Source organism: Caproicibacter fermentans (assembly GCF_009746625.1).
GTDB classification, from domain to species: Bacteria; Bacillota; Clostridia; order Oscillospirales; family Acutalibacteraceae; genus Caproicibacter; species Caproicibacter fermentans.
This window is the reverse complement of record NZ_VWXL01000106.1, coordinates 1-16,425: the sequence shown is the minus strand read 5'-3', so window position 1 is coordinate 16,425 and position 16,425 is coordinate 1. Positions and strand designations below refer to the sequence as shown.

Here is a 16,425-nt window from a genome sequence, read left to right as displayed (position 1 = left end):
TATACTGAAAGCAAATGAAAATCGGAGGGATCGATATGGCTAAATTTGAAAAACTCGTAAACGGGGATTTTGAGTCAATTATTTCGACTCTGGAAAATGATATTCTTCAAAGCGGAGTCAGCATGAATCTTGTGGATGAAAGCAACTATCAGTCCGGGGGAACAAAAGTTGCCGTTCGGGTTTACGACAAATATTTTATGAGAAACGGCAATCGGGCAAGCCTGAGTCTAACCGTAGCGGGTGCTGATCGCAGTGTATTCATTGCCGCGATCGGAGCCGGGGGCGGCTCCGGTGTGTTTTTGAATTTCAGTCTTGGCGCGGAAACGGAGCTGACGGATCTTGTCGCGGACAGTGTGCGGCGCATGGGGCTCTAGGCTTGTAAAGCTCTCACATGAGAAAAGGCCCGGCATACCAATCGGTATGCCGGGCCTCAGATTCATATTGATACAAATTATTTGCGGGCAGCCATTGCTTTCTTGACTTCTTCCGTAAGAAGAGGAAGAACTTTAAGGGCATCGCCGACAACACCGAAGTCCGCAACTTCAAACATCGGTGCGCCTTCGTCCTTGTTGATGGCCACAATAACATCGGACTCTTCCATACCGGCAAGGTGCTGAATTGCACCGGAGATGCCGCAGGCAAGATAGAGGTTCGGGCGAACCGTTTTTCCGGTCTGACCGACCTGAATATCTTTTTCCACCCAACCCGCATCGACGCAGGCTCTGGAAGAGCTGACGGTTCCACCGATAGCATCCGCGAGATTCTCAAGTAGCTTGAAGTTCTCCGGGCAGCCCATGCCGCGGCCGCCGGATACCAGAATCTTCGCGTCCTGGATATCCATCTTCTGTGATTCTTTCTTGATGACTTCCAGAATCTGAACATCCTTTTCGGAAGCGGGAATTTCCATGTCAATCGAGTCAGTCGGAGCGGAAGCGCCGTCGATCGGCTTAATTTTCTGCATGACGCCCGGGCGGACCGTCGCCATCTGAGGACGATAATCCGGGCATATGATGGTTGCCATGATGTTTCCGCCGAATGCGGGACGGGTCATTCTCAGGTTCTTTGTGCCGTCGTCTGCAACGTCAAGCTTCGTGCAGTCCGCGGTCAGACCGGTACGGACTCTGGCGGCCACACGCGGAGCGAGGTCACGGCCGATTGCGGTAGCACCGTAAAGAACCACGGCGGGTTTGTACTTTTCAATGATATGGCACATGCAGTATGCATACGGCTTTGTGGAATAAAGCTCTAAGTCCTTGTTGTCGACCATGATGATCTTATCAGCGCCGTAGCTTGCCAGGTCCTTGCAAAGGCCGGAAACATGGTAGCCCAGCAGAACCGCGGTAACTTCCGTTTCCATATCTTTTGCAAGCTCTTTCGCTTTGCCGAGCAGTTCATGGGAAACGCCGGCCACCTGACCGTCGACCTGCTGGATAAATACATATATGCCTTTATATTCCTGAATATCCATGTAGCTCACCACTTTCAACTATATAATGAATTTTTCTCTGAGCTTTTCGAGTATGTACTCGGCCGCTTCCTGAGGATTCAGATTATTGACAACGGTACCCGCAGCTTTCGCGCTCTTAGTAAAGGTCTTCACGACATGAGTCGGAGAGCCCTTCAGGCCGAGGCAGCTGTCGTCCACATCGAGGTCCTTGCGGGTAATGACCTTGATCTCTTTCTGATAAGCGTCGAAAATTCCGCCCGGGGTCATGTAACGGGGCTCGTTCAGTTCGCTCAGAGCGGTAATCAGGCACGGCATTTTGGCTTTGATGATGTGATAGCGGTCTTCAAACTGCCGCTTCACAATCACAGAGTCGCCTTCTACCTTAATGTCTTCCGCATAGCTGATGTTGGTAAGGTTCAGGTTCTCGGAAATCTGCGGGCCAACCTGGGCGGTATCGCCGTCGATTGCCTGACGGCCCGTAATAATCAGATCATAATCCATGGTTTTGAGCGCAGCGGCAATCGTGTAAGCGGTAGCCCATGTATCGGCGCCCCCGAAAGCGCGGTCCGTTACAAGCACGGCATCATCCGCGCCCATGGCAAGCGCTTCACGCAGAGCGGCATCCGCCTGCGGCGGACCCATGGAAAGAACGGTGATATGTGCGCCCTTCGCGTCCTTCAGGCGAAGAGCCGCCTCCAGACCGGCCTTATCATCCGGGTTGATGATGGACGGCACGCCCTCGCGGATCAGGGTGCCGGTTTTGGGATCCAGCTTCACTTCATTGGTATTCGGTACCTGCTTTATGCAAACGACAATATTCAACGAATTTCCCTCCTTAGAGTTTCCGCCTTACTTCAAGGCATATTTGGAAATGACCATCTTCTGAACTTCGCTGGTGCCCTCGTAGATCTCGGTGATCTTCGCGTCGCGCATCATGCGTTCCACCGGGTACTCGCGTGTGTAGCCGTAGCCGCCGTGCAGCTGTACGCAGCGAGTGGTCACATCCATCGCAACGGTTGCGCAGTAAAGTTTAGCCTCAGCCGCTTCAAGCGAAACACTCTTCTGGTGATCTTTAGCAACGGCAGCTTTATAAAGGAGCAGCTGCGCAGCCTGGATCTTGGTGTACATGTCGGCGATTTCAAACTGAGTGTTCTGGAATTTTGAAAGAGGACGGCCGAACTGCTTTCTTTCCTTAACGTATTTCACAGTTTCGTTCAAAGCGCCTTCCGCGAGGCCGAGCGCCTGAGCCGCGATGCCGATGCGTCCGCCGTCCAGCGTCGTCATGGCGACAACAAACCCCTTGCCTTCCTGACCGAGCAGATTTTCTTTCGGAACGATGCAGTTTTCGAAAATCAGTTCGCAGGTTGCGGAACCACGGATGCCCATCTTCTTTTCCTTCTTGCCGATGGAAAAGCCCGGGAAATCCTTTTCGACAATAAACGCGGTAATGCCGTGGTTGCCGGCGCTCTTGTCGGTCATGGCAAAGATTACATAAACATCGGCGTAGCCAGCGTTGGTGATGAAGATCTTGCTGCCATTGATCACATAGTGGTCGCCGTCAAGAACCGCCTTGGTCTGCTGCGCGGAAGAATCGGTGCCCGCGTTCGGCTCCGTCAGGCCGAAAGCGCCCAGCCATTCGCCGGAGGTCAGTTTCGGTATGTATTTCTCCTTTTGCTCCGCCGTGCCGTATTTGTAAATCGGCCAAGTGCAAAGTGAGGTGTGGGCGGAAAGCATTGTGCTGGAGGTGCAGCATACCTTCGCCACCTCTTCCACGCACATTGCATAGGTCAGCGTATCGCAGCCCTGACCGCCCATCTCCTTCGGATAAGGGATTCCCATAAAGCCGTACTGACGGAATTTTTCAAGCGCCTCCTTCGGAAAGCGTTCGTTCTCATCCACGTCCTGCGCATATGGTTTTATTTCTTTTTCCGCAAAGTCCCTAAAGAGAGTGCGGGCCATTTCATGTTCTTTACTCAGTTGAAAGTCCATACTCGTTCCTCCAAATTCATATTAGCTTTGCCAGAGTCACTTGCTGTAATCGTAAAAGCCCTTGCCGGTTTTTCTGCCGAGCAAACCGCCGCGAACCATTTTCCTGAGCAGCGGATGCGGGCGGTATTTCGGGTCGCCCGTCTCATTTTGAAGAACTTCCATAACCGCAAGAACGATGTCTAGGCCGATCAGATCGCCCAGAGCCAGAGGGCCCATCGGGTGATTCGCGCCGAGCTTCATCGCGGTGTCGATGTCCTCGGCGGCGGCCGTCCCGTCGGCGTAAATGCCGACCGCTTCATTGATCATAGGAACAAGAATACGGTTTACGACAAATCCGGCGGCCTCTTTGACCTGTACCGGCGTCTTGCCGATCTCCGCCGAAATCGCCTTGACCTTTTCCACTGTGGAAGCGGGAGTCGTAATGCCGGCGATCACCTCAACCAGCTTCATGACCGGAGCAGGATTGAAGAAATGCATGCCGCAGACCGCCCGGTCAAGGCCGCTGGAGATTTCCGTAATGGAAAGGGAAGACGTATTTGTCGCAAAAATGCAGTCTTTTTTGCAGATGCTTTCCAAATCCTTGAACAGTGCCTTTTTGACGTCCATGCGTTCCAGAGCCGCTTCAACGATCAAATCGCAGTCCGAAACAATTTCTTTGGTGCCGGTCGTGATTTTTGCGAGAATCGCGTCCGCCTTAGCCTGTTCCATTTTCCCTTTGGAGACGGCTCTGTACAGCGTCTTCTCAATCTTTTTTTTGCCGCCTGCAGCCAGCTCTGCGTTAATATCACAAAGCTTTACGGAATAATTCTCTGTCTGAGCGAATGCCTGAGCAATTCCGGAGCCCATTGTCCCCGCACCAATAACGCCAACGATCATAGAAAAAACCCCCTTATATATTTTTACAATCAAAAATCATTCGTTGATAAACGGATCTGGCTTTCTCTTTTCGCAGAAAGCGGTCATCGCATTTTTCTGGTCCTTGGTATCCAGGCAAAAGCTGAACAGCTCCGCTTCCAGGGACACAGCCGAGTCAATATCCATCTGCAGACCGAGGTTAATCGCTTTTTTGCACTGGCGAACCGCGATCGGAGCGTTCCGCGCGATTTTCCCGGCCAGCTTTATGCATTCTTCCATCAGCTGATCCGCCGGATATACCGCGTTGACCAAACCGATTTTCAGCGCCTCTTCGGCTTTGACCTTGCCACAGGTATAAATCAGTTCCTTTGCCTTGCCGACGCCGATTGTGCGCGCCAGGCGCTGTGTTCCTCCAAAGCCGGGCGTAATGCCGAGGCCGGCTTCCGGCTGCCCGAACAAAGCGTTTTCGGACGCAATGCGGATGTCGCAGCTGAGCGAAAGCTCGCAGCCTCCGCCCAGCGCAAAACCGTTGACGGCCGCAATGACGGGGACCGGCAGGCTTTCAATCTTGCGGAACACATCATTGCCGCGCTTGCTGAACGCCCGGCCCTGTTCCTTCGTCATGGTGCTCATCGCGCCGATGTCCGCTCCGGCGACAAAGGCCTTCTGGCCGGCGCCGGTAATAATCACGCAGCGAGTTTTCCCAAGGTCAATCGCGTCGACCACTGCCTCCAGATCGGCAAGGACTTCGGTGTTGAGGGCATTCAGGGCCTTTTCTCGGTCAATGGTAACGACCCCGACCAGATCCTTCTGCTCATATTTCACATACCCCATCTTCATTGCCTTCTTTCCTAAAATGTTTCAGGTTTGATGACTGGTTAGCCTTCCATTTTAACAATGGTGGCAACGCCCATGCCGCCGCCGACGCAAAGAGTCGCAAGGCCCAGCTCATTCTTTCTCCTCTTCATTTCATAAAGCAGGGTGGTAAGGATACGCGCGCCGGAGCATCCGACCGGATGGCCGAGAGAAATCGCGCCGCCGTTTACGTTCGTCTTGTCCATATCAAACTTCAGATCGTGCGCAACCGCAAGGGTCTGCGCCGCAAACGCCTCGTTGGCTTCCACCAAATCCATGTCCGAAACGGTCATGCCGGTTTTCGCCATGATCTTTTTTGTTGCCTCAATCGGGCCAAGTCCCATGTAAGCCGGATCGACGCCTGCCCACGAGCCCGCAACCCACGTTGCCAGAGGCTTCACGCCAAGTTCTTTCGCTTTTTCTTCCGACATGATAACAACTGCGGAACCGCCGTCGTCAATTCCGGAAGCGTTTCCGGCCGTAACGGTTCCGTCCGGTTTGAATGCCGGCTTCAGCTTTGCAAGGGTTTCCACGGTCGTGCCGGGACGAATGTCCTCGTCCGTATCGAACAGGACCGTCTGCTTCCTCATTTTAACTTCCATCGGGATGATTTCTTCCTTGAATTTGCCCTCTTTTAACGCTTTTTCGGCACGGTTCTGACTCATTGCGCCATATTCATCCTGCATCTGACGGGTAATTCCGTATTTCTCCGCGACGTTTTCCGCCGTAATCCCCATGTGATAATGGTTGAATGTGTCCTCAAGGCCATCGTAAATCAGGGAGTCGACCAGTTTGCCGTCGCGCATACGATAACCGAATCTTGCGTTTTTCAGCAGATATGGGGTGCTGGACATGTTCTCGATACCGCCCGCAACAATGACATCCGCTTCGCCGGCCGTAATCATTGCCGCAGCGACATTGATGCTTTTCAAACCGGAACCGCACATATTATTCAGAGTAAAAGCCGGTACCGGAATCGGAATGCCCGAGCCGACAGAGACCTGGCGCGCAATGTTCTGGCCAACACCGGCCTGGTAAACGCAGCCGAGAATGACTTCATCCACCTGATCCGGCGAGATACCGGCGCGTTTCATGGATTCCTTTACAACCGTCGTGCCGATATCGACCAAAGGCACACCGGAGAGAGTCCCACCAAATTTACCGATTGCCGTACGGCAAGCACCTGCTAAAACGATTTTCCTTGACATAGGTTTTTCCTCCTTAAAATTCCAATAAAAATTTCCGAACTGCTGTTTACAACAGACTATGTTAAATATATCACAATATACCCCGAGTTGCAAGGCTAGATTTGAAAAAATTAACAAAAACTCTTTTAAAAAACGTTCAAATTATCCATAATACGAAATGAATTTCACATCGTGGATAATATGAAAACAGGCGCATATGGCATGCGCCTGCCAGCCTTAAATTTTAGAGTATCCGTAACTATTCACAATCGCGTCAATCTTCTGCCCCTTTTGACAATACGGGCAGTCAAGAACGGAGCAGGTAAAATAATTCGGCAAATTATCACTGGTAAAGATGGAGTTGACCTCGATGCCGCCGGTCTCTCCGATCGCGCTGAAAATCGCAGAGGTTCCTACGATTTTGCCGCCGTAATAACGGATGCATTCCAGCGAGCGGTTAATCGTCTTGCCGGTGGTTGCGGAAGCCACAAGCAAAAGAATGTTTTTGTTCCAGATCCGATCCTGGACATTGTCGCGGAACAGAAGCTGCCCATTTGGATATTCGGGGGTTATAATGCTGATGTCGGTTCCCTCATTCAGGGAGGAAACGCCTGATTTTGAGAGTTCCTCAGCCAAAAAGGCACCGATTATTTCGCAGCCGTCCATACAGATGATCGTATCGACGGATACGGAATTGACGTACCTTTCAGCCATGAATTCCGCTGCCTGTTTGGCAATTTTCTGCTGGTGTTTAATGCCTGTCATGTCAATGTAATAGTTTACGTGAGAATGCGAGGTTGCAAAATGCCCCGGAATAAGATTCAAGACAATATCCCGATCCCGGTTTTTATCGCAGCGAACCTGAACAGCTCTGCTTTCCATGACCGGCACACCACTTTCCCAATAAAAGTCGTAATTATTATAGCATTGATTCCCCAAAGGTGCAAGATTTTTTTACGCAATCTAGGGTATTCTGCATAATTTCACATCGCGGTTTTAAGTCTCCCGGCAGCGGAACGCCCTTTGCTCGAAAAACAATTTAATTTCTTTTTGCAGTCCGCTTACCGAACCCTGAACCAGTTCCTTCGGTCCGCCTCCCCTTCCCGAAAAAGCGGCGGACAGCTCTTTTGCATAGGGTCTGGCATCATTCGCGGGGTCGGATACGGCATATCGGTACCCTTTTGAATCGTCGCCGGAAAAAACCGCGGCCGTCGCAAAACAGCGTTCCGACAAAATCAGCGCAAACCGGCGAAGCTCGTCCGGAGTCAGGTCGTCATCAAAGATCAGAATATTTCCGCAGCCCGGAGCGATGGCGCCAGCCTTCAACCGGAAAATTTCCGTCCGAAGGGCGGAGAGCCTCCGCTTTAAATCCGCGTTCTCGCGCAGAACCCGTTCCACAGACTGTTCGATCTCCGCCGGCTTTGCGGAAAGCAGCGCGGAAACGGCAGATACGCTGTTTACCCTCTCCCCGTAATCCCGAAGGGCCTGGCCGCCGCAGGCCATGGTCAGTCTGGTCCCGCCTTTGTACCGCTGGGAAGACAACATCTTAACCGCGCCGATTTCTCCGGTACGCTCCACATGGGTGCCGCAGCAGGCGCAGATATCATAACCGGGAAACTCAACAATCCGAACCCGGCCGGTGAGTTCCTTTTTGCTTCTGTAAGGAATCCTTCCCAGCTCCTGCGCGGAAGGATACGACACTTTTACCGCAAGGTTCTGCCAGACCGCGCGGTTTGCCAGCCGCTCGATCAGCGCAAGGTCCTCCGCGGAAAGCTCCCCGTTCAGGTCAACCGTCAAAGACGTTTCGCTCATATGAAATCCGACGTTGTCAAGCCCAAACAGCCGGTGGGCCAGCCCGGAAACAATATGCTCGCCGGAATGCTGCTGCATCAGCCCAAAGCGGCGCGGCCAGTCGATTCCGCCGGAAACCATTTCTCCCGGCTGGAACGACCGGTCCGAGGTATGGTAGACGATTCCGTCCTTTTCCTGAACGTCCAGTACGTTTGCAAAATTCAGGACCCCCCGGTCGGAAGGCTGACCGCCCCCTTCCGGAAAAAAAGCCGTGCGGTCAAGAATGACCAGAAACCGGTCTTTCTCGGGGACACACTCCAGCACACGGGCTTGAAAAGTTCTCAGCTTTGAATTCAAATCGTAAAGTTTTACCGTCTCACGCTTCATTCTTCTCCTCCATTTCTTTCATCCATTCATAAAACCGCGTGCAGGCCGGAACCACAATTCCCTGTCGGCACATGTCTTCATATTCCTCGCGGCCAACCCATTTGGCCTGTGTCACTTCCTCGGGCTGAAGCCGAAGCTCGCCCACATATACTACAAGACGGTAATCTCCGGGCCGCATCGAGACGCCGCGGGTCCAGACTCTGCCGGTCCTGTTTTTGTTTTGATCGCAAACGTCGCAGAGTTCCGGCAAGCAGGCTCCTCTTTTCTCATTTGACTTTGAATTTAATTATACTCCTGCTTTAGGATTCCGGCAACCGCATATGGCCAGATCCGTTTTGTTCCTGAATTGTAAAGCGAGAATCCATACTCTCCCGCAAGAGTAGAATGCAATTGTAATGAAACTCCCGTGCGGAAGATGTATGGATTTTCCGGTTACAAGGAGTTTCGTCTGTAGTTACGGCCCCGGAAAGCTTTTGAAGCGTAGCGAAAAGCCTTCCACAGAGCTGGAAAGATTGAATCTGCTGATTACTCCGTTGATTCGGAACGGCCAATCGGTACATCAGATCTACCTTACTCACGCGAATGAAATGACCTGTAGTGAGAAAACCCTTTACAATTACATCGACGCTTCTTTGTTTGACGTCCGGAACATTGATCTGCCGAGAAAAGTGAAATACCGTCCCAGATACAAAAAGCCGGAATTCAAGATTGACCGCGGGTGCCGTATCGGACGCAATTATGAGGATTTCAAAAAATACAGGGAAGGCCATCCTGATACTCAGATTGTGGAAATGGATTCCGTACTGGGAAACAAAGGCGGAAAAGTATTGCTTACCGTTCATTTCGTAAATACCAGCCTAATGCTGGCTTTTCTGCGGGACGCAAACACCTCGCAGTCTGTGATTGATTCTTTGGATGCCATTTACAGGCTCTTGGGCCGGGAATGTTTTGAAAACCTGTTCCCAGTGATTCTGACGGACAACGGCAGTGAGTTTTCGAATCCCAGACTGATGGAATACGGTCCCTCCGGAAAAGACATCCTCCGCACGAGAATTTTTTACTGCGACCCCAGCAGTCCCTACCAAAAGGGCTCTATTGAGGTGAATCACGAACTGATTCGGCGGGTTTTGCCTAAGGGAACCTCTTTCGACAATCTGACCCAACCGGACATTTTCAAAATGATGAATCACATCAACTCCTACAAAAGGAACAAGCTGAATGGGCGCAGTCCCTATGAGATGTTTCGTTTCTGCTATGGGGAAGGAATCCTTCAAAAGCTTGGTTGCCTCCCCATTGCTTCCGAAAATATCGTTTTGAAGCCGCGCCTTCTCAAGCATTCAACCTGATTTTATCTACTTACACTGTCCGCCAGCCATTGTTCCCCTGCAAGGCGGGATTCTCCAGTTACAAAAAAACTGAGCGGGAGTTGCGCCTCTATTTACTGTACCCTTTTGCAGCCTTCATGAGCTCCGAAAGTGCTCCTGCGGTACGCTTTTCCAGAGACTTTCGGGAAAGTTGATTACAAAACGGGATTTTCATTTACAAATCGGGACTTTCGTTTTCAAAATTGGATTCTCATTTGCAAAGTGGGATTCCTGTTTTACAAACGGGATCCTTGGGCTACAATTCACCCCCGTCTGCCGGAGGAATATTAAAAAAATTATCGATAAACATTAATTTATTATTGAATAGCGTAATTAATTATGGTATACTATGGTTATCTTTTCGATTAAAGGAGGATTTTTAATGAACCCAAGTTGTTTAAAAATTGAAAAAAGCGGAAAAATCGTGCTGATTGCTGTAAGAGTCGTGCAGGCTGTCATCGTTTTGTCCATTGCGGCGTCCACTCTGATGCTTGTTTTACCCGAAGAATTTTTGTTTCCCAAGATGACTCGATCGGGTGATTTCTGGATTACCACATTTTCCAATCTTTTTACGAACGCTGTTTTTCTTTTCATTTTATTTTTAACCGGAAGATTTTTACAGACGCTGAGAAAAGCTTCTCCTTTTTTGCGGGAAAATGTGAAACGGTTGAAAACAATTTCCGCATTATTAATCGCGGTGGAACCGGTTCAAATCATTTTTCAATGGATTTCCAATGCCGTTCGGCCGGCAATCAATGGGCAGAAAGAAGTATTTGTTACATCTTATGGCGGGATTATTTTTGTTTTGGGTTTCGTGGTGTTCTGCCTTGCGCTTGTTTTTGAATACGGGATGGAATTGCAGAAACAATCCGACGAGACTCTGTAAGGACGGGAACGATGGCAATTATTCTTAGATTGGACCGTGTCATGGCGGACCGGAAAATCTCCTTAAAGGAACTTTCGGAAAAAGTCGGAATTGCGAATGTTAACCTGTCAAAAATAAAAACAGGAAAAATCAGCGCGATCCGTTTTTCGACGCTCAACGAAATTTGCAGAGTTTTAAACTGTCAGCCCGGCGACCTGTTGGAATTCGAAAACGATGAAAAAGCCGATTCGGAAACGGATTAATGAACGGAGGCAATGCCTATGCGCCGGCGAAGCCCGGTTTTGACTGCGGTTTTGATTGTGCTGGGGACGGCACTCATCGGATCGGCGGTTCTCTATCCTTTAATTTTTTATGCTTTTGACCCTCAAGCGCAAGAAATATCTCAGATTGAAAACACGTTAAAGGTTGCCATTCCGCGCGAATCTTCCGTGACTGAGTACAGCGATTCCACCGGCTGGTTCGGAGACGGCGAAGTCGATCTTGAAGTCGCGCTGCCCGCCGACGCGGACAAAGAGGAAATGGGGATCACCGATCAAAACGGTTGGCTGCCCTTGCCGATACCGGAGGACCTTGCTCTCCTGATTTACGGAGGAAACGGAGCCAATGCGATTCATTATGGGGGGATTGGAGACGATTGGATCAAGAAAACGAAAGACGTTTCAATCGGCTACTACTTCTTTCTGAACCGAAACGAGCAAGACATCCGCAGCAAAACAAGCCCACTTCAAAACCAGTATTCTCATGACTTTATATTTGCGTTATACGACCCAATCAAGCACATTTTTTACTTTTATAAATACGACTCTTAATCCCTTAAGAAGCAGCAGGCCCTGTCGCGCAAACGGCAGGGCCTTGCTTATGATATCTGCACTTTTTCCCGACGCGGCATCTCCGGCGGACAAAAACCCACTTTTTCCGCTCCCGCAGATTCCAGGTACTGTTTCAACGGTTCCAGCTTTTCATAAAAAGCGACAATCAGATCTCCGTCTTTCGCCTGAGCGACGGCGTTTTTCAGCGCCTCCAATTCCCGTTCGAAAACTGAAATCCGGTCCTTTGGAAATCCGTCGCCCGTAATCGTCCGGTAGAACAGATCCGCAACTTCGCCTTTTTCCCTCCCCCGCAGGTCTTCATCCTCTTTCACATAAATTCCGTCAAAGGATTTTGCACAGAGGTGAGCGGTATCCCGAATCGCCGCGTCACTGCGATCGCCCGGCATGCCGATCACGCCGATCAGTCTTTCATGCTCCATTCTTCCGCAAGCCTTTATGACATTTTCATAACCGGGCCGGTTGTGTCCGTAATCCAGCATGACGTGAAACCCGCCCAGCCGAAACAGATCAAACCGCCCCGTGTTCATCAAAAAGCTCTTCAGTCCTTTTCGAATCACTTCCAAAGGCACGCGCAGCGCGTAGAGGGCCGAAACGGCGGCAAGACAGTTTTCAATATTGCACTCGATAAGACCTCCGCCCGTCACGGGAATCTCGGATATCTGAATCAGATTCAGTCTTTCACGGGGCGCGCTGATTACAATTCCGCCGTTTTCTTCATATACCCTGACACATCCTTTGGGAACAAAAACGTCTTTTGCGGGATGCCCGGAAAAAAGAATCACGTTGGAATGTACTCTTTTCAAAATCGTCGGAGTCATCGGGTCCCTCGCGTTCAGCACCGCATGCCCGTCCTTTTTGACGGCCTCGACGACCAGTGATTTTACAAAGGCCAGATCCTCCAGAGTTTCCACACCGTTCAGTCCCAAATGATCGTCCGCGATATTGGTAATGACCCCGACATCCGCCAGATCATAGCCCAGGCCCTCCCGGACAATGCCGCCGCGCGCCGTTTCCAGAACCGCGGCCTCCACCGTCTGGTCGGACAACAGAGATTCCGCGCTGCGCGGCCCCGAATTGTCGCCTTTGCAGACGCACTTATTCCCAATGTAGGTTCCGCAGGTACTGGTCATGCCGACGTTGAGCCCCGTTATGGAAAGCACATGGTGAATCAGACGCACGGTTGTGGTCTTTCCATTCGTCCCGGTGACGGACACAATGGGGAAACAGTATTCCGTCTGCGGAAACAGCCGATCCACAATATCCTTCGCAACGTTTCTGGGAATGCCTTCGCTCGGATACAGATGCATGCGGATTCCCGGCGCCGTGTTGACTTCCACGATCACGCCGCCCGTCTCCTGAATCGACCGGGAAATATCTTCCGTGACAAAATCGACGCCCGCAACGTCAAGCCCGATGACCTGAGCCGCCCTGACGGCAAACTCCGCGTTGTCGGGATGGATCAGGTCCGTGCAGTCGGTAGCCGTCCCCCCCGTACTGAGGTTTCCGTTTTTTCTGAGCAGGACGGTTTCACCCTTTTCGGGAACATCCTCCGGCTTTTTCTTTTGTTTTTTCAGTTCGTCCAGCGCAACTTCGTCAAGGCGGATCTTCGTCAGCGGCTTTTCATGGGCCTCTCCCCGTCTGGGATCGCTGTTTTTCAGCCGGATCAGTTCCTGAATCGTATGAATCCCGTCCCCGGTCACACAGGCCGGAAGGCGTTCCGCGACGGCGCAGACCCGGTCGCCGACCACAAGAACGCGGAAATCCTTCCCTTTTACATACTGTTCCACAACGGCGCCGGTTCCGAATTTCGCCGCGTTCCGGTACGCCGCTTTGATTTCTTCCTCACTGTTCAGGTTCAGGGAAACGCCCTTCCCCTGATTTCCGTCGATCGGCTTAATGACGACGGGAAGTCCGACCTGACCGGCGGCCATGACCGCGGACAGTTCGGAGTAAACCGTTTTTCCATACGGCACCGGAATTTTATTTTCACTGAGCATGGATTTCGTCAGCTGTTTATTGGAGGAAATATCGGCGGAGATGCAGGAGGTCAGGTCGGTCAGAGTCGATTCGACCAGATGGCTGTATTTCCCGTAGCCGATTCGCACCAGACTTTCGTGGCCGATTCTGGTCACGGGAATTCCGCGCTTCCGGGCTTCTTCCACAATCGCCGTGGTGCTGGGTCCCAGTTCGGCGTTGATGGATATTTCACCCAGATAATCCAGGAAGCCCTCGATGTCGACTTCCTTATTGTCCAGAAACCGGTTCAGGATAAAAACCGCGGCCTTCCCGCACTCCAAACCGCATACTTCGTTTTTATACTGATAGACCAGGTAGTATCTGGACGGCTCCTCAATGGTTCTGGTCCGCCCGAAGCTGACTTCGTAACCCAGCATGGCCTGCATTTCAAGAATCGTGTGTTCCAGCACATGGGCCAGGTAGGTCCCCTCTTCCAGACGTTCCAGAAAGCCCCCTTCATAACCCAGACTGCAGTAGTTTGTTTTCAGCCCCGGAAAACAGGAAAGAAGTTTTTGGTTGAATCCGGGAATCTCCTTCGTGGGAATCAGACCGTATTTACCGATATCCACGATCATCTTCATTACCGGTTTATGACTGTAAATATTCCTGCCGCGGTAATAGCGATGGTCAAGGATCTGAATCTTATTGCTTTCCATCATTCAGTCGCAAAACCTTTCTATCCTTTAGTTCAAATCCATAGCCTGTTGGCAGCGTATGCACCGTAACTCCGGTGATCATCAGGAGCTCGTTCTGATTCAGTTCCGAAACGTTTGAGCTTTGAATGGTCTTTCCATCCATGATGGTCACGGCATTGGAACCGATCACCTCAAAGTGCTGGTCAGGATAAAGTTTGATCGCCGTATCCTCATCGATTCCGATTCCAAGGACGTCCGGATTTTCCGCCACGCCGCACAGCAGCCTGCCGAACCGGCCTCGCTGATCAAAGTGCTGATCGATGATGACGCCGCTCAGCAGCCCGAGGCCCGGCGCCATTTTCAGGGTGCATTTCCTTGCCGGCTCATTGTCGTTGCCCTGAACAACCATCGTGGACGTCATCGCGGAAGCTCCGGCGCTGGTTCCCATGATGATCCCCCCGTCAAAATACAGCCTTTTCAGTTCATTATTCACCTTGGTTCCCCCAAGAATGCTCGTAATTCTCAGTTGGTCGCCGCCCGTAAAGAAAACGCATTTCGATTTTGAAATCGCGCTGCAGTTTTCCGGGCTTTCGGCCTGTTCCCGATTGCTGATATCAAGAATGCTGACATTTTTTACTCCGAGGCCGCTGAAAACATCTTTGTATTTCTTCCCTGCTTCCTGCGGCTTTTCCGTTGCCGTGGTCAGCACGGTGAGCCAATCCGAACCGGAAAGCATCTCCGGCGCCTGCCTTAATATAACGCTTTCTCCCTTTTTATCCTCCGCTCCTCCGATAATAATCAAATACCCTTTCGGGGGTTCAGACATCTTACTCACTCCTCTGAATTTACCCTGTGGCCGTCATCCACCGTCTGTTTGCCCAGACAGAACAATTTGCGAAGGCGATAACCGCAGTCAAGCAGCGCAATATCTGCGTCCGCACCCTCTTGGAGCGTCCCCTTTTCAGGATAAAGCTTCAATATTTTAGCAACATTCTCCGTTACGAAGCTAAAAGCGGTTTCCGGACGAATTCCCTTTTTGACTATGCATCCGCGGATGTCGTCGTACAGCTCCTGAATTTTACCGACCCCTCCGGTGGGAATGCTCCCGTTGGAGTCGGAGCTTACAGTAACCCTTGAGAGATCCATTCCGCTGTCCACAAGCATTTCAATCGCGTCCGGGACTGGTATTCCGTGCGTTTCCCCCGCCGTCAGGTCAATATTTCCGCCGTTTCTGCAATATTCCATCGCCTGCTCGAAGAGCTTTGGCTGGCGGTTGACATGTGTGGGAACAAACATCTCCTTCGGCAAATCCGTTTGCTCAAGCACATCCAGCAGCAGGCCCATCCCCCGCTTCCCCTCCCCGAGGTGAATATGAACAACGCCCGCCTTCCCGCCGATCATGCCGCCGGCATGAACGGCGGAGGCAAGCTCCGCCAATTCCAGAGCACTGGGCTGTGATGAACGGTGGTCGGCAATCGCAACTTCGCCCACGCCAATCACTTCGTCAACCAAAATGAGGTCCCTCAGAATACTTTGGGTCAAAGAAGGCATGGGAAAAGTATAACTCCCGGAATAAAGATAGGCCGTCAGCCCCGATTGTCTCAAGCTCTTTGCACCTGCAAAAAGGTTGGCGGGATCTTTGGTACAGCTGTCGAATCCGAGAAGACCGACCAAAGTGGTAACGCCGGACAAAAAAACATGATCGGGATTAATATCGCCGATCCGGCTGGCAAAGCCGTGTTCGCCGCCTCCGCCCACAATGTGAACGTGCTGATCAATCAGCCCGGGAAACGCCGTCAGGCCGTCACAGTCAATAATCCGGTCAAGAAAGGGACAGTTCTCCCATCTTCCGACCGGATCAATCCTCTCAATTTTTTCGTTTGCGATCAATATATCCTTTTGCCCGATGTGCTTCGGGCAAAAACAATTTACATCTTTTAAAAGTGTAATCATAATGACCTTCATAAAAACGTTATTTGCAGGATAGTTTTTGCGAATACGAGATTTTTATACTCCCGCAAAAGAGAGAAACAGCCGAACGAGTCACTCGTTTTTCTAAGGAACCTCTGATTTAATCCGCCCCTCTACCGAAGAGAGGAGAACTCTGGTAAAATAGAACTATCAATTCACAGGCGGTGCAGAGAAATGAAAAAGCAACAAACTTTTACGGATATCGAATATAG

General features: G+C 51.1%; 16 protein-coding genes and 1 pseudogene. 5 read left to right on the top strand and 12 right to left on the bottom strand.

Translation table 11 applies throughout. The annotated features are described in order from the left end of the window. Positions 1-35 precede the first annotated feature (35 nt). On the top strand, positions 36-374 hold the full coding sequence (locus tag CAFE_RS18045; RefSeq protein WP_066644044.1) for a DUF6054 family protein: 339 nt from the start codon (positions 36-38) through the stop codon (positions 372-374). 77 nt (positions 375-451) lie between these two features. Here CAFE_RS18045 and CAFE_RS18040 read toward each other — a convergent pair whose 3' ends face one another. From CAFE_RS18040 to CAFE_RS18000, 9 genes are all read right to left on the bottom strand, one after another. Continuing rightward, entirely contained in the window at positions 452-1,468 is a 1,017-nt protein-coding gene (locus CAFE_RS18040; RefSeq protein ID WP_066644043.1) for an electron transfer flavoprotein subunit alpha/FixB family protein, read from the bottom strand. Positions 1,469-1,486: 18 nt separating this feature from the next. After that, positions 1,487-2,269, bottom strand: a complete 783-nt coding sequence (locus CAFE_RS18035) for an electron transfer flavoprotein subunit beta/FixA family protein (RefSeq protein ID WP_066644042.1) — start codon at positions 2,267-2,269, stop codon at positions 1,487-1,489. Positions 2,270-2,296: 27 nt separating this feature from the next. Continuing rightward, the gene (locus CAFE_RS18030; protein ID WP_066644041.1) at positions 2,297-3,436 is read right to left on the bottom strand and encodes an acyl-CoA dehydrogenase; all 1,140 of its coding nucleotides are present in this window, start codon (positions 3,434-3,436) and stop codon (positions 2,297-2,299) included. Positions 3,437-3,472: 36 nt separating this feature from the next. Then, complete coding sequence (locus CAFE_RS18025; protein WP_066644040.1) at positions 3,473-4,312, bottom strand: 3-hydroxyacyl-CoA dehydrogenase family protein; 840 nt, start codon at positions 4,310-4,312, stop codon at positions 3,473-3,475. Positions 4,313-4,348: 36 nt separating this feature from the next. Then, positions 4,349-5,125 (bottom strand): enoyl-CoA hydratase-related protein, encoded by a 777-nt coding sequence (locus CAFE_RS18020; protein WP_066644230.1) that lies wholly within the window; start codon positions 5,123-5,125, stop codon positions 4,349-4,351. 44 nt (positions 5,126-5,169) lie between these two features. Continuing rightward, positions 5,170-6,354, bottom strand: a complete 1,185-nt coding sequence (locus CAFE_RS18015; protein WP_066644039.1) for an acetyl-CoA C-acetyltransferase — start codon at positions 6,352-6,354, stop codon at positions 5,170-5,172. Positions 6,355-6,570: 216 nt separating this feature from the next. Further along, a complete protein-coding gene (locus CAFE_RS18010) occupies positions 6,571-7,215 on the bottom strand; it encodes a phosphoribosyltransferase (protein WP_207708900.1) in 645 nt (214 codons plus the stop codon). A 114-nt stretch (positions 7,216-7,329) separates the two neighbouring features. Then, positions 7,330-8,511: an alanyl-tRNA editing protein gene (locus tag CAFE_RS18005; protein ID WP_066644038.1), complete on the bottom strand. Its 1,182-nt coding sequence runs from the start codon at positions 8,509-8,511 to the stop codon at positions 7,330-7,332. Beyond that, positions 8,501-8,761: an NUDIX hydrolase gene (locus CAFE_RS18000; RefSeq protein ID WP_066644037.1), complete on the bottom strand. Its 261-nt coding sequence runs from the start codon at positions 8,759-8,761 to the stop codon at positions 8,501-8,503. The genes CAFE_RS18005 and CAFE_RS18000 overlap by 11 nt, the downstream gene beginning before the upstream one ends. A 250-nt stretch (positions 8,762-9,011) precedes the next feature. On the opposite strand from CAFE_RS18000, the pseudogene CAFE_RS17995 reads away from it, so the two are divergent. The 4 genes and pseudogenes from CAFE_RS17995 to CAFE_RS17980 form a co-directional block, all read left to right on the top strand. Further along, positions 9,012-9,857, top strand: a pseudogene (locus CAFE_RS17995) (IS30 family transposase); the annotation flags it as partial. A 400-nt stretch (positions 9,858-10,257) separates the two neighbouring features. After that, the gene (locus tag CAFE_RS17990) at positions 10,258-10,761 is read left to right on the top strand and encodes a DUF2975 domain-containing protein (protein WP_066644769.1); all 504 of its coding nucleotides are present in this window, start codon (positions 10,258-10,260) and stop codon (positions 10,759-10,761) included. Between the two features lie 11 nt (positions 10,762-10,772). Further along, a complete protein-coding gene (locus CAFE_RS17985; protein ID WP_156991391.1) occupies positions 10,773-11,003 on the top strand; it encodes a helix-turn-helix domain-containing protein in 231 nt (76 codons plus the stop codon). An 18-nt stretch (positions 11,004-11,021) separates the two neighbouring features. Continuing rightward, positions 11,022-11,570 carry a hypothetical protein gene (locus CAFE_RS17980; protein ID WP_156991390.1) on the top strand — a complete coding sequence of 183 codons (549 nt, stop codon included), beginning with the start codon at positions 11,022-11,024 and terminating at the stop codon, positions 11,568-11,570. 47 nt (positions 11,571-11,617) lie between these two features. Here the strand turns inward: CAFE_RS17980 and cphA are convergent, their stop codons facing one another. The 3 genes from cphA to iadA are packed head-to-tail and all read right to left on the bottom strand — an operon-like array spanning position 11,618 to position 16,195. Further along, positions 11,618-14,266, bottom strand: a complete 2,649-nt coding sequence (cphA, locus tag CAFE_RS17975) for a cyanophycin synthetase (protein ID WP_207708899.1) — start codon at positions 14,264-14,266, stop codon at positions 11,618-11,620. Beyond that, complete coding sequence (locus CAFE_RS17970; protein WP_156991389.1) at positions 14,250-15,068, bottom strand: cyanophycinase; 819 nt, start codon at positions 15,066-15,068, stop codon at positions 14,250-14,252. The genes cphA and CAFE_RS17970 overlap by 17 nt, the downstream gene beginning before the upstream one ends. Positions 15,069-15,073: 5 nt before the next feature. Beyond that, on the bottom strand, positions 15,074-16,195 hold the full coding sequence (gene iadA / locus CAFE_RS17965) for a beta-aspartyl-peptidase (protein WP_166525182.1): 1,122 nt from the start codon (positions 16,193-16,195) through the stop codon (positions 15,074-15,076). Between the last annotated feature and the right edge of the window lie 230 nt (positions 16,196-16,425).